This is a genomic window from Nocardioides mangrovi (assembly GCF_020073815.1).
Lineage (GTDB): Bacteria > Actinomycetota > Actinomycetes > Propionibacteriales > Nocardioidaceae > Nocardioides > Nocardioides mangrovi.
Map to the genome: position 1 here is coordinate 320,051 of NZ_JAIQZJ010000006.1, position 17,036 is coordinate 337,086.

The 17,036-nt window shown below is 70.9% G+C and carries 17 protein-coding genes; 8 read left to right on the top strand and 9 right to left on the bottom strand.

Going from position 1 to position 17,036, the window contains the following annotated elements:
• Window positions 1-3 precede the first annotated feature (3 nt).
• Together yicI and K8U61_RS12440 are read left to right on the top strand one after the other, a co-directional pair.
• Complete coding sequence (gene yicI, locus K8U61_RS12435) at window positions 4-2,256, top strand: alpha-xylosidase (protein ID WP_224123342.1); 2,253 nt, start codon at window positions 4-6, stop codon at window positions 2,254-2,256.
• Window positions 2,253-3,635, top strand: coding sequence for a GH1 family beta-glucosidase (locus tag K8U61_RS12440; protein ID WP_224123343.1), 1,383 nt, complete (start codon window positions 2,253-2,255; stop codon window positions 3,633-3,635). Before yicI ends, K8U61_RS12440 begins: the two co-directional genes overlap by 4 nt.
• 82 nt (window positions 3,636-3,717) lie before the next feature.
• Here K8U61_RS12440 and K8U61_RS12445 read toward each other — a convergent pair whose 3' ends face one another.
• A complete protein-coding gene (locus tag K8U61_RS12445; RefSeq protein WP_224123344.1) occupies window positions 3,718-3,981 on the bottom strand; it encodes a hypothetical protein in 264 nt (87 codons plus the stop codon).
• Between the two features lie 122 nt (window positions 3,982-4,103).
• Between K8U61_RS12445 and K8U61_RS12450 the strand changes: the two genes are divergently transcribed.
• A complete protein-coding gene (locus K8U61_RS12450; RefSeq protein ID WP_224123345.1) occupies window positions 4,104-4,502 on the top strand; it encodes an MmcQ/YjbR family DNA-binding protein in 399 nt (132 codons plus the stop codon).
• 33 nt (window positions 4,503-4,535) lie between these two features.
• On the opposite strand, the gene K8U61_RS12455 is transcribed toward K8U61_RS12450, so the two are convergent.
• The 6 genes from K8U61_RS12455 to K8U61_RS12480 form a co-directional block, all read right to left on the bottom strand.
• A complete protein-coding gene (locus K8U61_RS12455; RefSeq protein ID WP_224123346.1) occupies window positions 4,536-6,884 on the bottom strand; it encodes an ATP-binding cassette domain-containing protein in 2,349 nt (782 codons plus the stop codon).
• 43 nt (window positions 6,885-6,927) lie between these two features.
• On the bottom strand, window positions 6,928-7,164 hold the full coding sequence (locus K8U61_RS12460) for a DUF1059 domain-containing protein (RefSeq protein ID WP_224123347.1): 237 nt from the start codon (window positions 7,162-7,164) through the stop codon (window positions 6,928-6,930).
• A 1-nt stretch (window position 7,165) separates the two neighbouring features.
• Complete coding sequence (locus K8U61_RS12465) at window positions 7,166-7,576, bottom strand: VOC family protein (protein WP_224123348.1); 411 nt, start codon at window positions 7,574-7,576, stop codon at window positions 7,166-7,168.
• 5 nt (window positions 7,577-7,581) lie between these two features.
• Window positions 7,582-8,043: a helix-turn-helix transcriptional regulator gene (locus K8U61_RS12470; protein ID WP_224123349.1), complete on the bottom strand. Its 462-nt coding sequence runs from the start codon at window positions 8,041-8,043 to the stop codon at window positions 7,582-7,584.
• Window positions 8,044-8,062: 19 nt separating this feature from the next.
• Complete coding sequence (locus K8U61_RS12475) at window positions 8,063-8,425, bottom strand: hypothetical protein (RefSeq protein WP_224123350.1); 363 nt, start codon at window positions 8,423-8,425, stop codon at window positions 8,063-8,065.
• A 449-nt stretch (window positions 8,426-8,874) separates the two neighbouring features.
• A complete protein-coding gene (locus K8U61_RS12480; protein ID WP_224123351.1) occupies window positions 8,875-10,614 on the bottom strand; it encodes an alkaline phosphatase D family protein in 1,740 nt (579 codons plus the stop codon).
• A gap of 34 nt (window positions 10,615-10,648) precedes the next feature.
• Between K8U61_RS12480 and K8U61_RS12485 the strand changes: the two genes are divergently transcribed.
• Window positions 10,649-11,059 carry a hypothetical protein gene (locus K8U61_RS12485; protein ID WP_224123352.1) on the top strand — a complete coding sequence of 137 codons (411 nt, stop codon included), beginning with the start codon at window positions 10,649-10,651 and terminating at the stop codon, window positions 11,057-11,059.
• A gap of 40 nt (window positions 11,060-11,099) precedes the next feature.
• Here the strand turns inward: K8U61_RS12485 and K8U61_RS12490 are convergent, their stop codons facing one another.
• Entirely contained in the window at window positions 11,100-12,119 is a 1,020-nt protein-coding gene (locus K8U61_RS12490; protein WP_224123353.1) for a zinc-dependent alcohol dehydrogenase family protein, read from the bottom strand.
• Window positions 12,120-12,203: 84 nt separating this feature from the next.
• Here K8U61_RS12490 and K8U61_RS12495 point away from each other — a divergent pair, with 84 nt between their 5' ends.
• Window positions 12,204-13,733, top strand: a complete 1,530-nt coding sequence (locus K8U61_RS12495) for a helix-turn-helix domain-containing protein (RefSeq protein ID WP_224123354.1) — start codon at window positions 12,204-12,206, stop codon at window positions 13,731-13,733.
• A gap of 32 nt (window positions 13,734-13,765) precedes the next feature.
• Here K8U61_RS12495 and K8U61_RS12500 read toward each other — a convergent pair whose 3' ends face one another.
• Window positions 13,766-14,038, bottom strand: coding sequence for a TFIIB-type zinc ribbon-containing protein (locus tag K8U61_RS12500; protein ID WP_224123355.1), 273 nt, complete (start codon window positions 14,036-14,038; stop codon window positions 13,766-13,768).
• A gap of 60 nt (window positions 14,039-14,098) precedes the next feature.
• On the opposite strand from K8U61_RS12500, the gene K8U61_RS12505 reads away from it, so the two are divergent.
• From K8U61_RS12505 to K8U61_RS12515, 3 genes are all read left to right on the top strand, one after another.
• The gene (locus tag K8U61_RS12505; RefSeq protein ID WP_224123356.1) at window positions 14,099-14,911 is read left to right on the top strand and encodes a glycerophosphodiester phosphodiesterase family protein; all 813 of its coding nucleotides are present in this window, start codon (window positions 14,099-14,101) and stop codon (window positions 14,909-14,911) included.
• Window positions 14,908-16,272 carry an MFS transporter gene (locus K8U61_RS12510; protein ID WP_224123357.1) on the top strand — a complete coding sequence of 455 codons (1,365 nt, stop codon included), beginning with the start codon at window positions 14,908-14,910 and terminating at the stop codon, window positions 16,270-16,272. The genes K8U61_RS12505 and K8U61_RS12510 overlap by 4 nt, the downstream gene beginning before the upstream one ends.
• A 229-nt stretch (window positions 16,273-16,501) precedes the next feature.
• The gene (locus K8U61_RS12515; RefSeq protein WP_224123358.1) at window positions 16,502-16,888 is read left to right on the top strand and encodes an RNA polymerase-binding protein RbpA; all 387 of its coding nucleotides are present in this window, start codon (window positions 16,502-16,504) and stop codon (window positions 16,886-16,888) included.
• The last annotated feature ends 148 nt before the right edge of the window (window positions 16,889-17,036 follow it).

Genomic DNA, 17,036 nt, shown 5'->3' on the forward strand with positions numbered 1-17,036 from the left:
ATCGTGAAGTTCACCGACGGCTACTGGCAGCTCCGTCCCGACGTGAGCGTCCTCTACGCCCAGGAGGCGTACGACGTGGAGGTGGTGGCCGACACGCTGGTCGTCACCGCCCCGACCAAGGTGATCGCCACCCGCGGCGACACCCTCAACCGCCCGGCGCTCACCGTGACGCTCAGCTCGCCGCTCGAGGGCGTGATCGGCGTCAGGATCGAGCACTTCCGTGGCGGACCGGCGCCGCGAGGCTTCGACCTCCTCGGCGCCGAGAGCGGCGTGGCCAAGGTCGAGGCCGACGGTTCCGGGGGAGTGGTGCGCAGCGGCCCGCTCGCGGCGCGGGTCTCGGCCGGCGCGCCGTGGCGGCTCGACTTCGAGGCCGACGGGCAACGACTCACCGGTAGTGGCCACCGTTCCGTCGGCTACGCCCGGACGCCGTCCGGCGCCCACGTGCACGAGCAGCTCGACCTGGGGGTCGGTGAGCTGGTCTACGGACTGGGGGAGCGGTTCGGGCCGCTGGTGAAGAACGGTCAGACCGTCGACATCTGGAACGCCGACGGTGGCACCTCGAGCGAGCAGGCCTACAAGAACGTGCCGTTCTACCTGACCAACCGTGGGTACGGCGTCCTGGTCAACCACGCGGGTCGCGTCTCGTACGAGGTCGGCAGCGAGGTCGTCGAGCGGGTGCAGTTCTCGGTGCCGGGGGAGAGCCTGGAGTACTTCGTCGTCTACGGCCCGACGCCGGCCGAGATCCTCGAGCGCTACACCGCGTTGGTCGGCCGCCCGGCCGAGGTTCCGGCGTGGAGCTACGGCCTCTGGCTGTCGACCAGCTTCACGACGGACTACGACGAGGAGACGGTCAACGGCTTCATCCGCGCGATGGCCGACCGTCGGCTGCCGCTGTCGGTCTTCCACTTCGACTGCTTCTGGATGCGGGAGCTCAACTGGTGCGACTTCGAGTGGGATCCGCGCACCTTCCCGGATCCGGACGGCATGCTGCGCCGGCTGCACGAGGAGCAGGGGGTGCGGGTCTGCGTCTGGATCAACCCCTACATCGCACAGCGCTCACCGCTCTTCGACGAGGCGGCCGCGGCCGGCTTCCTGGTTCGACGCCCCGACGGATCCGTCTGGCAGTGGGACCTGTGGCAGGCCGGGATGGGCCTGGTCGACTTCACCCGGCCGGAGGCCACGGCCTGGTTCCAGGACAAGCTCCGCCGCCTTCTCCGGCAGGGCGTCGACTGCTTCAAGACCGACTTCGGGGAGCGGATCCCCACCGACGTCGTCTACCACGACGGCTCGGACCCGGAGCAGATGCACAACTGGTACACCCAGCTCTACAACCAGGCCGTGCACGACGTGCTGGTCGAGGAGCGCGGTGAGGGCGACGCGATGGTCTTCGCGCGCTCGGCGACCGTCGGCGGCCAGCGCCTGCCGGTCCACTGGGGAGGGGACTCGACCTCGACGTACGAGTCGATGGCCGAGACGCTGCGCGGCGGGCTCTCCCTGGCGATGAGCGGGTTCGGGTTCTGGAGCCACGACATCGGCGGCTTCGAGGGCACCCCGGACGCCGACGTCTTCAAGCGCTGGTCGGCCTTCGGGCTGCTCTCCAGCCACTCGCGCTTCCACGGCAGCAACAGCTACCGGGTGCCGTGGGTCTTCGACACCGACCCGGACACCGGGGACGTCGACGAGGGCCCGGAGAGCGCGGTCGCCGTGGTGCGCCGCTTCACCCAGCTCAAGCTCACGCTGATGCCCTACCTGCTCGGTCTCGGGCGGGTGGCCGGCGAGCGCGGCACACCGGTCATGCGACCGCTGGCGCTGGAGTTCCCCGACGACCTCGGCGCCTCGTACGTCGACCGGCAGTACCTCCTCGGCCCCGACCTGCTGGTGGCGCCGGTCTTCACCGCCGACGGCCAGGTCGACGTCTACCTGCCGTCCGGCACCTGGACCGACTGGTGGACCGGTGAGGTGGTCGAGGGCGGTGGCTGGCGTCGCGAGCGGCACGCGCTGGACTCGCTGCCCCTCTACGTGCGCGGCGGTGCCGTGCTCCCGATCGGGGCGCGCACCGATCGACCGGACTACGACTACCGCGACGGGCTCGAGCTGCGCGTCTTCCCGGGCCTGACGCCGGGGGAGCAGCGCACGATCGAGGTCGTGGTGCCCACCGGCGAGGTCGCGCGCTACCGGATCCGGATCGAGGCGGACGGGCAGGCGGTCCTCGCCGAGGGCTCGGCGCCGGCGCTGGTCACGCAGGTCGGTCGATGAGCGCGCTTCCCGAGCGGTTCGTGCTGGGGGCGGCGACGGCGGCGTACCAGATCGAGGGCGCCGCCGCCGAGGACGGCCGGGGACCCAGCATCTGGGACGTCTTCAGCCACACACCCGGCACGGTGCGCGACGGCGACACCGGCGACGTCGCCGCCGACCACTACCACCGGCTCGAGACCGACCTGGACCTGATCGCGTCGCTGGGGCTGGACGCCTACAGGTTCTCGATCTCCTGGTCGCGCGTCCTCCCGACGGGCACCGGCGCGGTGAACGAGCCCGGCCTGGACTTCTACGAGCGGCTCGTCGACGGCCTGCTCGAGCGCGGCGTGGAGCCCGTCGCCACGCTCTACCACTGGGACCTCCCGCAGGAGCTGCAGCTCGCGGGCGGCTGGACGGAGCGGGCGACGAGCGCGGCGTTCGCGGGCTACGCCGAGGTCGTCGGGCGACGTCTGGGCGACCGGGTGCGGATGTGGACCACGCTCAACGAGCCGTTCTGCTCGGCGTACGTCGGCCACGCCGAGGGCCGGCACGCACCCGGTGTCGTGGACGAGGTGGCCGCCCTGCGGGCGGTGCACCACCTCAACCTCGCGCACGGGCAGGCGGTCGCCGCGCTGCGCGGGGTCGTGGAGCGCCGCGACGCGCTGTTCTCGGTCACGCACAACCTGGCCTCGCTCTACCCGGCCGATCCCGAGGACCCGGAGGACCTGGACGCGGTCCGCCAGATCGAGGCCCTCCACAACCGGGCGTTCGCCGAGCCCCAGCTGCGCGGCGTGCTGCCCGACGACCTGGTGGACGACACGCGCGCGATCACCGACTGGTCCTTCGTGCTGCCCGGCGACCTCGAGCGCATCCACCAGCCGCTGGACGTGCTCGGCATCAACTACTACACGACCGGGGTCGTCGCCCGTGGCCCCGAACGGTCGAGCGTCGGCAGTGTCTACCCGGGCGCGACCCGGGTCCAGCAGGTCGCACAGCCGGGCCCGCACACCGAGATGGGCTGGCACCTGGCGCCGGAGGGGCTCTACGACCTCCTGGCCTGGGCGCACCGGCGCTATCCCGAGCTCGAGCTGATGATCACCGAGAACGGAGCGGCCTTCGAGGACACCGTGGAGCTCGACGGGGGAGAGCGACGGGTCCACGACGGCGCCCGGGTCGACTACCTACGCACCCACCTCGCCGAGACCCTGCGGGCCGTGGACGACGGCATCCCGGTCACCGGCTACTTCGTGTGGTCGCTGATGGACAACTTCGAGTGGGCGCACGGCTACTCGAAGCGGTTCGGCATCACCCACGTCGACTACGCGACCCAGGAGCGCACGCTCAAGGACAGCGGTCGATGGGTGGCCGAGCTGGCGAGGACCCGGACGCTGCCGCACTGAGAGGGGTGCTGAGCCTCCCTGACATGACATAATGTCAGTTATCGGCGATATTCCCAGGCGGGGATCCACGCTCGGGAAGGGGTCAGGACGAGGGTCCTCCACCGAGCCCTCGAGGCGGCTTCGGGAACAGCATCGACGTCTGCTTGAGCGCACGTCGCAGGCAGCGCGCCTGGAGGCTCTCGCTGCACGGCCGCAGGTGGTGCGGCTTCGCGGGACGCGCGCCGATCCCGTGGCTGCCGTCGATCCAGAGCCACCAGCACGGCTGCTCGGGTCCACGCCGAGCCGACGCCGGACGGTCCCTGCCCCAGCGTCGCCACGCGCCGGTGCCGCGGTCCGAGTCGGTCATGCCTGGTCATCGGCATCCGGGAGACCGATCTGGAGCCCGGCCGTGGTCTGGTGTCGTTCCGGCGCGAATCACACCGGTGTCAGGCTCTGTCCGGGGGACTCCGGCAGGGCTAGCGTCCTGGCATGCCGCATCCGCCGATGTTCGACGAGGACGACCCGGTGCTCGGCCGGCTGCGCGAGATCACGCTCCAGCTGCCGGACGCTGCCGAGAAGGTGTCCTTCGGGATGCCGGCGTTCTTCACGACCAAGGTCTTCACCTACTACGGCGGCCTGGAGAAGGTCGGCGACGGCCACGTCCGACACCTGACCTCGATGCTCGTCGTGGCCGACCCCGTGGACCGCCCGGCGCTGGTCGAGGACCCGCGCTGCTACCACCCGATGTACCTCGGCCCGGCCGGCTGGATCGGCTTCCACCTCACGGGCGACCCGGACTGGTCCGAGGTGGCCGAGCTGGTCGAGGCGTCCTACCGCCTCACCGCCGGCGCCCGTCGGGTCAAGCGCCTGGACGCGCACTCCCCCTGACGGCTCCAGGGCGATCCGTGGGCAGGACGAGCCTCAGCCCCCGACGTACGTCGCGAGGTGCTCGCCGGTCAGCGTCTTCTTCTTCGCGCCGACCAAGTCGGCCGGGGTGCCCTCGAAGACGACGCGGCCGCCGTCGTGGCCGGCGCCGGGGCCGAGGTCGATGATCCAGTCGGCGTGCGCCATCACGGCCTGGTGGTGCTCGATCACGATCACCGACCGGCCCGCGTCGACCAGCCGGTCCAGCAGGCCGAGCAGGTGGTCGACGTCGGCGAGGTGCAGACCGCTGGTGGGCTCGTCGAGGACGTAGACCCCGCCGGTCTCCCCCATGCTCATCGCCAGCTTCACGCGCTGCCGCTCGCCGCCCGAGAGCGTCGTGAGCGGCTGCCCGAGCTTGAGGTAACCGAGGCCGACGTCCTCGAGCCGCCCGAGGATGGTCGCCGCGGCGGGCGTGCGGGCCTCGCCGTCGGAGAAGAACGCGTGCGCCTCGGCGACCGGCAGGTCCAGCACCTCGGCGATGTTCAGCCCGCCGAGCCGCATCTCGAGGACCGCGGCCTGGAAGCGCTTGCCGCCGCAGTCCTCGCACGGCGTCGCGACGGTCTCCATGAAGCTGAGCTCGGTGTAGATCATCCCGTTGCCCTTGCAGGTCGGGCACGCGCCCTCGGAGTTGGCCGAGAAGAGCGCCGGCTTCACCCCGTTGGCCTTCGCGAACGCCTTGCGGATCGGCTCCAGGACGCCCGTGTACGTCGCCGGGTTGGAGCGCCGGGAGCCCTTGATCGCCGACTGGTCGACGTACACGACGTCCTCCTCCGCAGGGATGGACCCGTGGATCAGCGACGACTTGCCGGAGCCGGCGACGCCGGTGACGACGCAGAGCACGCCGAGAGGCACGTCGACGTCGACGTCGCGAAGGTTGTGCTCGGTCGCACCGCGGATCTCGAGGGCACCGGTCGGTGTGCGGACCTCGTCCTTGAGCGTCGCCCGGTGGCTGAGGTGCCGACCCGTGAGGGTGTCGGCCTGCCGCAGCTCGTCGACGGTGCCCTCGAAGCAGATCGTCCCTCCCCCGGTGCCCGCGCGCGGCCCGAGGTCGACGACGTGGTCGGCGATCGCGATCGTCTCGGGCTTGTGCTCGACGACCAGGACGGTGTTGCCCTTGTCGCGCAGGTCCAGGAGCAGCTGGTTCATCGCGGCGATGTCGTGCGGGTGCAGGCCGACGGTCGGCTCGTCGAAGACGTAGGTGACGTCGGTGAGCGACGACCCGAGGGCCCGCACCATCTTGGTCCGCTGGGCCTCTCCCCCGGACAGCGTCCCGGACGGCCGGTCCAGCGAGAGGTAGCCGAGGCCGATCTCGACGAAGCTGTCGAGCAGGTGGCGCAGGCCCTCGACCAGCGGCGCGACGCCCGGGTCGTCGACCTCGCGCAGCCACGCGGCGGCGTCGGTGATCTGCAGGGCGCAGACGTCGGCGATGCTGCGTCCTGCGATCGTCGAGGACCGCGCCGACTCGTTGAGCCGGGTGCCGTCGCACTCCGGGCAGGTCTTGAACACCGCGGCCCGCTCGACGAAGGCCCGGATGTGCGGCTGCAGCGAGTCGACGTCCTTGCTGAACATCGACTTGCGGATCTTCGGGATCAGCCCGTCGTAGCTGACATTGATGCCCTTGGCCTTGATCTTGGTCGTCTGCTTGTAGAGGAGGTCGTTGCGTTCCTTCTCCGTGTAGTCCTTGATCGGCTTGGCCGGGTCGAAGAAGCCGGACTCGATGTACGTCGCCACCATCCAGCCGTCCGCGGTGTAGCCCGGCACCAGGATCGCGCCGTCCACGAGCGACCTCGACTCGTCGATGATCACCGACAGGTCGAGGTCGGAGACCGTGCCGCGGCCCTCGCACTCGGCGCACATGCCGCCCAGGTAGATCGCGTCCTGGACGATCTTCTTCTCCCCCTTCGGCCCGGTCATCACCCCACTCGCCCGGGTCGTGGGGATGTTGAAGGAGAACGCCGTCGGGCCACCGATGTACGGCGTGCCCAGGCGACTGAAGAGGGAGCGCAGCATCGCATGCGCGTCGGTGACGGTGCCCAACGTCGAGCGCGGGTTGGCCCCGAGCCGCTCCTGGTCGACCAGGATGGCGGTGGTCAGGCCCTCCAGCGCGTCGACGTCGGGCCGCGGCAGGCTCGGCATGAAGCCCTGCACGAAGGTCGAGTAGGTCTCGTCGATCAGGCGTCGCGACTCGGCCGCGACGGTGCCGAAGACGAGCGAGCTCTTGCCCGACCCGGAGACCCCGGTGAAGGCGGTGAGCCGCCGCTTCGGGATGTCGACACTGACGTCCTTGAGGTTGTTGACCCGGGCGCCCACGACCCGGATCAGGTCGTGGCTGTCGGCCTCGTGCATGCGGTGCTGGCTCCTCTGATCGGTGCGGTCCGGTGCGGTCGACTCAGTCCTCGGGCAGGGCGGCGAACGCCTTCTTGGTGTCCTTGTACCAACCCATGCCCTTGATGGGGTGCTTCCAGCGGCCCCGCATGTCGTTGTTCGCGGGCACGTGCGCCTCGTCGCCCGCGGCGACCTGGTCCTTGAGGTGCTGGTCCTGCTGGTTGATCACGTCGTCGGCGCTCTTGCCCTGGAAGGCCAGGTCGCAGGGACCGCCCATCTGGCGGCAGGTCATCGTCTTCATCTCAGGCCACCTCTCGGATCCGGACCAGGTTGCCGGCCGGGTCGCGGAAGGCGCAGTCGCGCAGGCCGTAGGGCTGGTCGATCGGCTCCTGGACGACCTCGGCGCCACTGGCCTGCACCGAGTCGAACGTCGCGTCGAGCTCGGTGGTTCCCAGGAGGATCCATCCGTAGGTGCCCTTGGCCATCATGTCGGCGATCATCTGGCGCTCGGCGTCGGTGATGCCGGGGTCGACGGCCGGCGGGCCGAGGAGGATCGAGGTGCCCGGCTGGTCGACGGGGCCGACGGTGATCCAGCGCATGGTGCCGCTGCCGACGTCGGTGCGGACCTCGAAGCCGAGGACGTCGCGGTAGAAGGCGACCGAGGCGTCCGGGTCCTGGTGCGGGAGCACGGTGGTGTGGATGGTGATGTTCATGAGCGTCACGCTAGGTGCGGATCGACGCCCGGTGCTTCTCGATTCCTGATCGTTGTGGCGCGGACCGGCCGGCTGACCTGCTTCACGACGCACGACGGCACGCCCTTCATCTCCCGCGCGGCGTCCCGGTAGGCGCTCGGCGACATGCCCACCAGCTCGGAGAAGCGGGTGCTGAAGGTGCCCAGCGACTGGCAGCCGACCTCGAAGCAGACGTCGGTCACGCTGAGGTCGCCGCGGCGCAGCAGCGCCATCGCCCGCTCGATGCGCCGGGTCATCAGGTAGGAGTACGGCGACTCGCCGTACGCCGCCTTGAACGCCCGGCTCAGGTGGCCCGCCGACATGTGGGCGTCGCGGGCGAGGGCCTCGACATCGAGCGGCTGGGCGTAGTCACGGTCCATCCGGTCCCGCACCCGCCGCAGGCGCACGAGGTCCTGGCGCCGCTGGTCGTCGTTGGCCGGGCCGGTCACGCCCCGATCCTGCCACGGCTCACGCCGACGGCAGGTCCGAGCAGCCGGCCGCGTCGGGGGTGGCCTGCTCCACCACCCAGCCACCGGAGCTGGTCCTCGCGACCGAGACCCACCACTCGTCCTGCTCGCCCTCGTTGAGGATCACCACGGTGGCGGGGTCCTTGGCCCCGGAGTCCTGGACGACCCAGCCGTCGTCCGGCGGGTCGGGCAGCTCCGCGTCGGTGCCGAACCACGCGTCGAGGGCGTCGATCGGGCTCGCCGACCCCTGCTGGTCGAGGTCCGGGTGGTAGGTGCTGCCCGAGCAGGAGTCCCCGTCGTCGGAGCAGCCGGCTGCACCGAGGCCGACCAGCAGGAGCGCCAGGACGGCAGCCGTACGTCGCACCCGCCCAGCATGGCAGCGGCTGCCACGTCGGCGCGGCCGCCGGGCGGGCCCGTGCCCCGGACGGGCCATCGCGTCCTAGTCCGGTGGGGCCATCTTTGCCCCGGGTTCGGCGGTTCGGCCGACCGCCGCGCGTCGGCCTCCCTACCGTCGACGAAGGCGGAGTCACCGGGATCGACCGGCCGACCGCCTCTGGGGGGACCACCGACGCGTGGGAGGAGGTAGAGCCATGTGGGACACCGTTCAGACGAACTCCGTGCATCTCTCGCACGACATGCCGTGCCCGCACTGCGGGCACGCCCTCCACACCTACCTTGCGTGTGGAGACGGCTGCGACTGCGAGCCGGCCAGGATCGGCAGGACCGCCGACCTGGTCCACGTCTGAGACCTGGCACCGACCAGGCTCATCCTCGACCCCCCTCCGGGTCGCCGGCTCGACGCGTCTCGGCGTCTCAGCCGGCCGGGTCGACGGTCGCCACCCGCTTGAGCACGGGCTGTTCCGGGCGACCGTCGACCTTCTCCGACTCCTCGGACGCGGGCACCTCGCCCGCCGTCCACCACATCCGCAGTCCCGCCGGCTCGACCTGCAGGACTGCGAGGTTGTTGTCGTACCAGGGTCCCTGCGTCACGGCCCACCGCAGTGGCTCCAGCGGCACCCGCCCGGTCAGGGAGAGCAGCCGGCCCACGACCCCGGACGCGCGGTAGGACGCAACCCGCATGAAGGCCCGCATCGGTGTCGGCAGCGGGTTGCGGATCGGCGAGCAGACCGCCTGCAGGATGCGGCTCGCCGCCACTCCGTCGCGCGGCCACGCCTCGGCCACGTAGCTGTGGTGCACGTCGCCGGAGAGGAACGTGATCGTCCGCGGTGCCCGGCCGCGGCGTCCCCGCGCGACGTCGAGCACGATCGCCGCCACGTCCCGGAAGCCGCGCTGGAAGGCGGCCCAGTGCTCGAGGTCCGCGCGCTTGCGGGCGTACTCCCCCAGCGCCTTGCCCGGCGGGCCCCACGCGCCCTGGGCGATCGACTCGCCGAAGGACTCGATGTGGTGCAGGCCCGGCGAGAGCAGGAAGGGCAGCGACGTGCCGATCAGCAGGTGGTCGCGGTCCCCCGTCAGCTGGGTGTCGAGCCAGGCCAGCTCCTCGTCGTCGAGCATCGCCCGGCGGTCGGGCTGCAGCACCCGGGCGGCGCGTGAGTCGACGACCACCAGCCGCGCCTGGGTGTCGAAGTCGCGGCTGTAGCTCCACCGGTAGCGGGTCGGGTCGCGGTCGGCGCCGGCCGCGAGGTCGTCGAGCACCTCGCTCAGGTCGAGCTCGCCCGGGCCGTCGTACGACACGACCAGTCGCCAGACCGGGTCCTCGGCGCGCTCCTCCGGGCCGAGGTTGCCGAGGTGCTGGTGGACCCAGTACGACGCCAGCCCGCCGACGACGCGGTCGTGCCACCAGGAGGTGGCCTCCATCTCCTGGCGCCAGGTCCAGCTGGTGTTCCAGTCGTCGCGGATGTCGTGGTCGTCGAAGATCATCGCGCTCGGCAGCGTGGACAGCAGCCACCTGTTGGCCGGGTCCGACCACGCGAGCTTGTAGAGGTGTGCGTACTCCAGGTAGTCCTTCAGCTCGTACCACGGTGCCTGCTCCGGGTCGCGCCGCTGCTCGATGAACTCCCGCATCCGCGGGCTGGTCTCGTCGGCGTACACCTGGTCGCCGAGGAAGAGCACCAGGTCCGGCCACCGCTCCCCCGGGTCCTCCGAGCCCGCCTCCGTGACGCCGGCCAGGAAGAGGGCGTAGGCGCGGAGGGCATCGACGCCGAACTCGTCGTTGCCCTCACGGTCGTGGCTGATGCTCACCCGGCACGAGCCGAAGGCCATCCGCAGCGGCCGACCCGGCTCGAGGGTCGCGATCACCGACGGCGGGTAGGCCGCGAGCTCGCCCGACGCCGGCGGCCAGACCCGGACCCCGTCGACGTCCACGGTGTACGGCGTGGTCGTCCCGGGCGTGAGACCGGTCAGCTCGACGAGCGCGTAGTGGTGACCGTGCACGCGGAAGGTCGCCGCGCCGGCGCGTTGGTCGCCGGCGACGACCTCGACCGTGGCGGCGTCCGCCGTCTCGACCCAGACGCACGCGGTGGTCGCATCGACGTGGCGGAGCAGCGGCCCCAGCACCAGCAGCTCGTCGGCCGCGTCACTCGCCGGGTCGGTCATGCGTCGAGACCCTACGCGTAATACTCTGTGCGCCATGGCGACTCCCGAGCGACGTACCGCACCCAGCGTCCCCGCCCACCCGAGCACCTCGGCGGTCCCCGCTGGCCCGGTCCCGGTCGTCGCCCCGGCCGGCTGGATGCTCATCCTCGTCTCGGGCATCGGGATGGTCCTCGCCAGCTGGACGCTCTTCGGCGTCGAGGCGTCGGGCATGTGGGCCGGCTACCGCGTCGGCTTCATCGGCACCGTCGTCATCATCTGCGCGATGCTGCTCAACACCTCGCTCCCGGCCAAGCCGACCCTCGGCCTCCTGGGCTTGCTCGGCATCCTCACCGTGCTCTTCGGCGTCTTCATCGACCAGGGCAAGACCGTGATGCTCACCGAGCTCATCGGCGGCGCCGCGCTGCTGGTCGGCACCGGCCTGTACGGCGCCGGCCGCAAGTCCTGACCTGCGGCTGATCGGCTCCTGACCGGCCCCTCCGGACCGGTCAGGGCTGCACGAGCACCTTGATCGCCCGGCGCTCGTCCATCGCGCGGTAGCCGTCGGCGACCTCGTCGAGCGGCACCGTCAGGTCGAAGACCCGGCCCGGGTCGATGCCGCCCTCGAGCACGCGGTCCAGCAGCTCGGGGAGGTACTTCCGGGTGGGCGCCATGCCGCCGGCCAGGGCCACGTTCTTGCGGAACATGATCGGGTAGAGCGGCAGGTCCACGCCGTGAGGCACGCCCACCATCCCGACCCGAGCCCCCGGCCGCGCGATCCGGAACGCCGTGTTCATCGACTGGTTCGTGCCCACGCACTCGAGCACCGCGTCGGCGCCGACGCCGTCGGTGAGCTCGAGCACCGCGTCGACGCCCTCCTGGTCGCGCTCGGCCACGATGTCGGTTGCGCCGAACGCGCGGGCCAGCTCCTGGCGGGGCTGGTGCCGCGACATCGCGATGACCCGCTCGGCGCCCATCAGCGAGGCCGAGAGCACGCCGAACAGGCCGACCGCGCCGTCACCGACGACGACCGCCGTACCGCCCTCGCGGACGCCGGCGGAGACGGCCGCGTGCCAGCCGGTCGGGAAGACGTCGGCCAGCGTGAGCAGCGACGGGATCAGTCCCTCGTCGGGCATCCCGTCGGTCTTCACGAGGCTGCCCTCGGCCTGGGTCACCCGGGTGTACTCGGCCTGGCCGCTCGCGGTGAAGCCCAGGTTGACGCAGCCGGACTGGGCGCCGGCCAGGCAGTGCGGGCAGGTGTTGTCGCAGTGGTCGAACGGCACCACGACGAAGTCGCCGGGCCGGAAGGACGTGACGGCGGAGCCGACCTCCTCGACCACGCCGACGCACTCGTGGCCGATCGTGTCGCCCGGGGTGATCGCGTTCTCGCCGCGGTAGGGCCACAGGTCGGAGCCGCAGATGCAGCCCGCGACGACGCGGACGACCGCGTCGGTCGGGACCTCGATCGTGGGGTCGGGGACGTCGGAGACCCGGATGTCACGGGTGCCGTGGATCGTCGTGGCGCGCATGTCCCCCATCCTCCCAGGCGGGACGCGACACCCCGCGACCCGGGGTTTCTTGCGTTATCTCACATGTGAGTTACCGTGGCTGACATGAGCGACGAGGGCTACAAGAACCGCATCGGCAACCTCATCCGGGACGCTCGCAAGCACCGGGGGCTGACCCAGACCCAGCTGGCCGAGCTGCTCGGCACCAGCCAGAGCGCGATCAACCGGATCGAGAAGGGCCACCAGAACCTCTCCCTGGAGATGCTCGCCCGGATCGGCGCCGCTCTCGACTCCGAGATCGTCGCCGTCGGCGCCGGACCGACCCACCTGCGCGTCACCGGTCCGACGACGCTCTCCGGCGAGATCGACGTCAAGACCTCCAAGAACGCCGGCGTCGCGCTGCTGTGCGCCACGCTGCTCAACCGCGGTCGCACCACGCTGCGCAAGGTCGCCCGGATCGAGGAGGTCAACCGGCTGCTCGAGGTGCTGACCAGCATGGGCGTGCAGGCCCGGTGGCTCAACGACGACAACGACCTCGAGATCATCCCGCCGCGCGAGCTCGACCTCGACCACATCGACGCCGCGGCCGCGCGCCGTACCCGCTCGATCATCATGTTCCTCGGTCCGCTGCTGCACCGCGTGGACACCTTCGAGCTGCCCTACGCCGGCGGCTGCGACCTCGGCACCCGCACGGTCGAGCCGCACATGTCGGCGCTGCGGCCGTTCGGTCTCGAGGTGAAGGCCACCGAGGGTCACTACCACGCGGCGGTCAACCGGGCGATCGAGCCGGGACGCCCGATCGTGCTCACCGAGCGCGGGGACACCGTCACCGAGAACGCCCTGATGGCGGCGGCTCTGCACCCGGGCACCACCGTGATCCGCAACGCGTCGTCCAACTACATGGTCCAGGACCTCTGCTTCTACCTGCAGCGCCTCGGCGTCACCGTCGAGGGCGTCGGCTCCACGACCCTGACCGTCACGGGCCTCGCCGAGATCGACGTCGACGTCGACTACGCCCCGAGCGAGGACCCGATCGAGGCGATGTCGCTGCTCGCGGCCGCGATCGTCACCAAGTCCTCGATCACGATCCGCCGCGTGCCGATCGAGTTCATGGAGATCGAGCTCGCGCTGCTCGAGGAGATGGGCCTGCGCTACGACCGCTCCGACGAGTACGTCGCGCTCAACGGCCACACCCGGCTGGTCGACATCACGACCAAGCCGTCCGAGCTGCACGCCCCGCTCGACAAGGTCCACCCGATGCCCTTCCCGGGCCTCAACATCGACAACCTGCCGTTCTTCGCGGTCATCGCGGCCGTCGCCGAGGGGCAGACGCTGCTGCACGACTGGGTCTACGAGAACCGCGCGATCTACCTGACCGACCTCAACAAGCTCGGTGCGCGGGTCAAGCTCCTCGACCCGCACCGGGTGATGATCGAGGGCCCGACCAGCTTCACCGGCACCGAGCTCATCTGTCCCCCGGCGCTGCGGCCGGCGGTGGTCATCCTGCTGGCGATGCTCGCCTCCAAGGGCACCTCGGTGCTGCGGTCGACGTACGTCATCCACCGCGGCTACGAGGACCTCGCCGAGCGCCTCAACCATCTCGGTGCGAACATCGAGACGTTCCGCGACATCTGAGCTGCCCCGGCCTGTCAACCACCGTCCGGCGGTCAGTCGAAGAGGGTCTCCACCCAGGCGCGGGCGGGCGCCTTGCCGGCCGGCGGAGCGGTCATGTCGGCGGTGATCCGCGGCATCGGGGCGGTGTGCTGGCCGGCGTGGCGGTGCCAGTCGCTCTCGGCCTCGATGAGCGCGCCGAGGTCGACGCGGGCGAGGAAGACACCGTGCCCGTCGGGGCACGAGGCGATCTCGCCCTCTCCGTGGGCCGCACCGAGCGAGCGCGTGCCCATCTCGGCACCGCAGCGAGGACAGGTCAAGGTCTCCATGCGACGACGCTACCGCCCACCTGGTCGTGGGCCCGGGACGCTCGCGGGGATACTTCATCCGTGACCGCGCCGCGCACCGGATTCCCCTACCTGGACCGGGTGCTCGCTCCCCCGGGCTCCGTCCTCGCCTTCGCCCACCGCGGCGGCGCCTACCACCCCGACATCGAGGGCCTCGAGAACACGCTGGCCGCCTTCCGGCACGCGGTGGCGCTCGGCTACGACTACCTCGAGACCGACGTGCACGTCACCCGCGACGGCGTGCTCCTCGCCTTCCACGACAGCATCCTCGACCGCGTCACCGACCAGCAGGGCGAGATCGGCGCGCTCACCCTGGCGGAGGTACGTCGGGCGCGGGTCGGCGGCCGGGAGGCCGTCCCGACCCTCGCCGAGCTCTTCGACGCCTTCCCGGACGCGCGCTTCAACATCGACCTCAAGTCCGAGGGCGCGGTCGACGCCCTCGCCGACTTCGTCGCTGCCCGGGAGGCCTGGGACCGCGTCCTCGTCGGCGCGTTCGCCGCCCGCCGGATCGCCCGGTTCCGCCGGCGCACGGGCGGCCGGGTCCCGACCTCGGCGGCCCCGCTCGAGGTCGCGGCCTTCCGGCTGCTGCCCAGCGCCCGGCTGGCCGACCGGCTGACACGGGGCCGGTTCGCGGCCCTCCAGGTGCCCCACCGGCGAGGCCGGATCCGGGTCGTCACCCCCGGCTTCGTGCGCCGCGCGCACGCCGCCGGCAAGCACGTCCACGTCTGGACGATCGACGAGCCCGCTGAGATGCGCGCGCTGCTGGACCGGGGCGTCGACGGCCTCTTCACCGATCGCACCGACATACTCAAGGACGTGCTGACCGAGCGTGGCGCCTGGCCGGTGGACCGATGACCGCGGCGACGGTCGAGCCGGAGGAGCGCCGGCGCGAGCAACGCGCCTGGAACTGGTACGACTGGGCCAACTCGGCCTACTACACGACCGTCCTGACGGTCCTCTTCGCGCCGTACATGATCACCGTCGCCGGCGAGGCCGCCGGCTGCGTCGACGCCGATGACACCTGCTCCAAGACCGTGAGCGTGCTCGGGCTCGACGTCGCGGCCGGCTCGCTTCCGTTCTACCTCACCAGCTTCGCGACGATCGCCAGCGCGTTCATCCTGCCCGTGGTCGGCGCCTTCGTGGACCGCTCGGCACACAAGAAGTGGCACATGGCGGGCTTCGCGTGGGCCGGCTCCTTCTTCTGCGCACTGCTCTTCTTCCTCCGCGGCGACCAGTGGCAGCTCGGCGCGTTCGCGATCGTGGTCAGCAGCATCCTCGGCGGCTGCTCGCTGGTCAGCTACTACGCGATCCTGGTCGACATCTCGACCGAGGACGAGCGTGACGCCGTCTCCGCGCGCGGCTGGGCCTTCGGCTACCTCGGTGGCGGCCTGCTGCTCCTGCTCAACCTGGTCATGGTGCTCGGGCACGACGCGTTCGGGTTGTCCAAGGGCATGTCGGTACGGGTCTCGCTGCTCAGCGCCGCGGTGTGGTGGGCCGGGTTCACGATCATCCCCCTGCTCCGGCTGCGCGACCGTGAGCCGCAGGGCGTGGTGCGCGAGGACGGCAGCCTCTTCCAGCGCAGCTTCGGGCAGCTCTTCACCACGCTGCGGGAGATGCGGCGCTTCCCGATGACGCTGACCTTCCTGGTCGCCTACCTCTTCTACAACGACGGCATCCAGACGGTCATCTACGCCGCCTCGACGTACGGCTCGAAGCAGCTGCGCTTCGGCGACTCGGTGCTGATCGCGACGATCCTGCTCATCCAGTTCGTCGCCTTCGGCGGCGCGCTCTTCTTCGGCCGGATGGCCACGACGTACGGCTCCTACCGGACCATCCTCTGGGGCGTCGTCGGCTGGATGGTCATCGTGGTCGCCGCGATCTTCCTGCCCGAGAAGAACGTGGCGCTCTTCCTGGTCGTCGGCATCGCGATCGGGATCGTGCTCGGCGGCACCCAGGCGCTGTCCCGGTCCTTCTTCAGCCTGCTCATCCCCCGCGGCCGGGAGGGCGAGTACTTCGCCCTCTACAACGCCTGCGAGCGGGGTACGTCGTGGTTCGGCACGTTCCTGTTCGGCCTGGTCTTCCAGGTCACCGGGTCCTACCGGCCCGCGATCTTCGCCCTCATCGTCTTCTTCGTGCTCGGCGGGCTCCTGCTCGTCCGGCTCGACCCGCGGCGCGGGATCGAGGAAGCGGGCAACGCCGTCCCGGCGGTGGTCTGACGGTCCGCTCCCGCCTGTTTCCTGAGAAGCCCCTGTGACTGCGGTGACATCGCCACTTTGTCGGAATTGTCGGTCCCGCTCTACCGTTGAACGGGTTGAGACGGATCGGGAGTGGGTACACGACCGATCGGACCGTCGCGCCGGGTGCCCTGCCTCGCAGCAGCGTCATGGACGCGCGTTCCGTCCGTCTCGGACACGCACACGGGGGACAAGAAACGGGAGGTGGCTCATGGCAGAGCGCACACTGCGTGGGGCTCGACTGGGCGGCCAGAGCTTCGAGGACGAGCGCGGCATCGAGTTCGCGGCTCGTCAGCAGGTCGGCTACCGCTGTCCGCAGGGACACGAGTTCGAGATCACGATGTCCGACGAGGCCGAGGTGCCCGCGGTGTGGGAGTGCCCGCGCTGCGGAGCCGAGGCGCTCAGCGTCGCCGGCATCCAGCCCGAGGTGAAGGCCGAGAAGCCGGCGCGCACCCACTGGGACATGCTGCTGGAGCGGCGCTCGGAGAAGGAGCTCGAGGACATCCTCAAGGAGCGGCTCGAGCTGCTCCGGGGCGGCGAGATCGGCCCCGCTCACCTGCACCGCGCCAACGCGAGCAAGAAGAAGAAGGTCTCCTGACCGAGACCCCCGACGACTAGTTGTAGTTCCTCATCAGGTTGTGAACGGCGAGGCGTAGACGAATAGCGAGGACCTCCAGTACGGAGGGGGTTACCACACCTACCCACCTACTGGAGGTCCTCGTGACTCACGCTAACGCGCCCTTGGC

What these genes read in the sequence shown, in the direction of transcription:
- K8U61_RS12495 (WP_224123354.1), top strand. Translation starts at nt 12,204, where the DNA reads ATGAGCGACGAGGGCTACAAGAACCGCATCGGCAACCTCATCCGGGAC.
- K8U61_RS12455 (WP_224123346.1), bottom strand. Translation starts at nt 6,884, where the DNA reads ATGCACGAGGCCGACAGCCACGACCTGATCCGGGTCGTGGGCGCCCGG.
- K8U61_RS12485 (WP_224123352.1), top strand. Translation starts at nt 10,649, where the DNA reads ATGGCGACTCCCGAGCGACGTACCGCACCCAGCGTCCCCGCCCACCCG.
- K8U61_RS12500 (WP_224123355.1), bottom strand. Translation starts at nt 14,038, where the DNA reads ATGGAGACCTTGACCTGTCCTCGCTGCGGTGCCGAGATGGGCACGCGC.
- K8U61_RS12490 (WP_224123353.1), bottom strand. Translation starts at nt 12,119, where the DNA reads ATGCGCGCCACGACGATCCACGGCACCCGTGACATCCGGGTCTCCGAC.
- K8U61_RS12445 (WP_224123344.1), bottom strand. Translation starts at nt 3,981, where the DNA reads ATGACCGACTCGGACCGCGGCACCGGCGCGTGGCGACGCTGGGGCAGG.
- K8U61_RS12480 (WP_224123351.1), bottom strand. Translation starts at nt 10,614, where the DNA reads ATGACCGACCCGGCGAGTGACGCGGCCGACGAGCTGCTGGTGCTGGGG.
- K8U61_RS12515 (WP_224123358.1), top strand. Translation starts at nt 16,502, where the DNA reads ATGGCAGAGCGCACACTGCGTGGGGCTCGACTGGGCGGCCAGAGCTTC.
- K8U61_RS12450 (WP_224123345.1), top strand. Translation starts at nt 4,104, where the DNA reads ATGCCGCATCCGCCGATGTTCGACGAGGACGACCCGGTGCTCGGCCGG.
- K8U61_RS12440 (WP_224123343.1), top strand. Translation starts at nt 2,253, where the DNA reads ATGAGCGCGCTTCCCGAGCGGTTCGTGCTGGGGGCGGCGACGGCGGCG.
- K8U61_RS12465 (WP_224123348.1), bottom strand. Translation starts at nt 7,576, where the DNA reads ATGAACATCACCATCCACACCACCGTGCTCCCGCACCAGGACCCGGAC.
- K8U61_RS12460 (WP_224123347.1), bottom strand. Translation starts at nt 7,164, where the DNA reads ATGAAGACGATGACCTGCCGCCAGATGGGCGGTCCCTGCGACCTGGCC.
- K8U61_RS12510 (WP_224123357.1), top strand. Translation starts at nt 14,908, where the DNA reads ATGACCGCGGCGACGGTCGAGCCGGAGGAGCGCCGGCGCGAGCAACGC.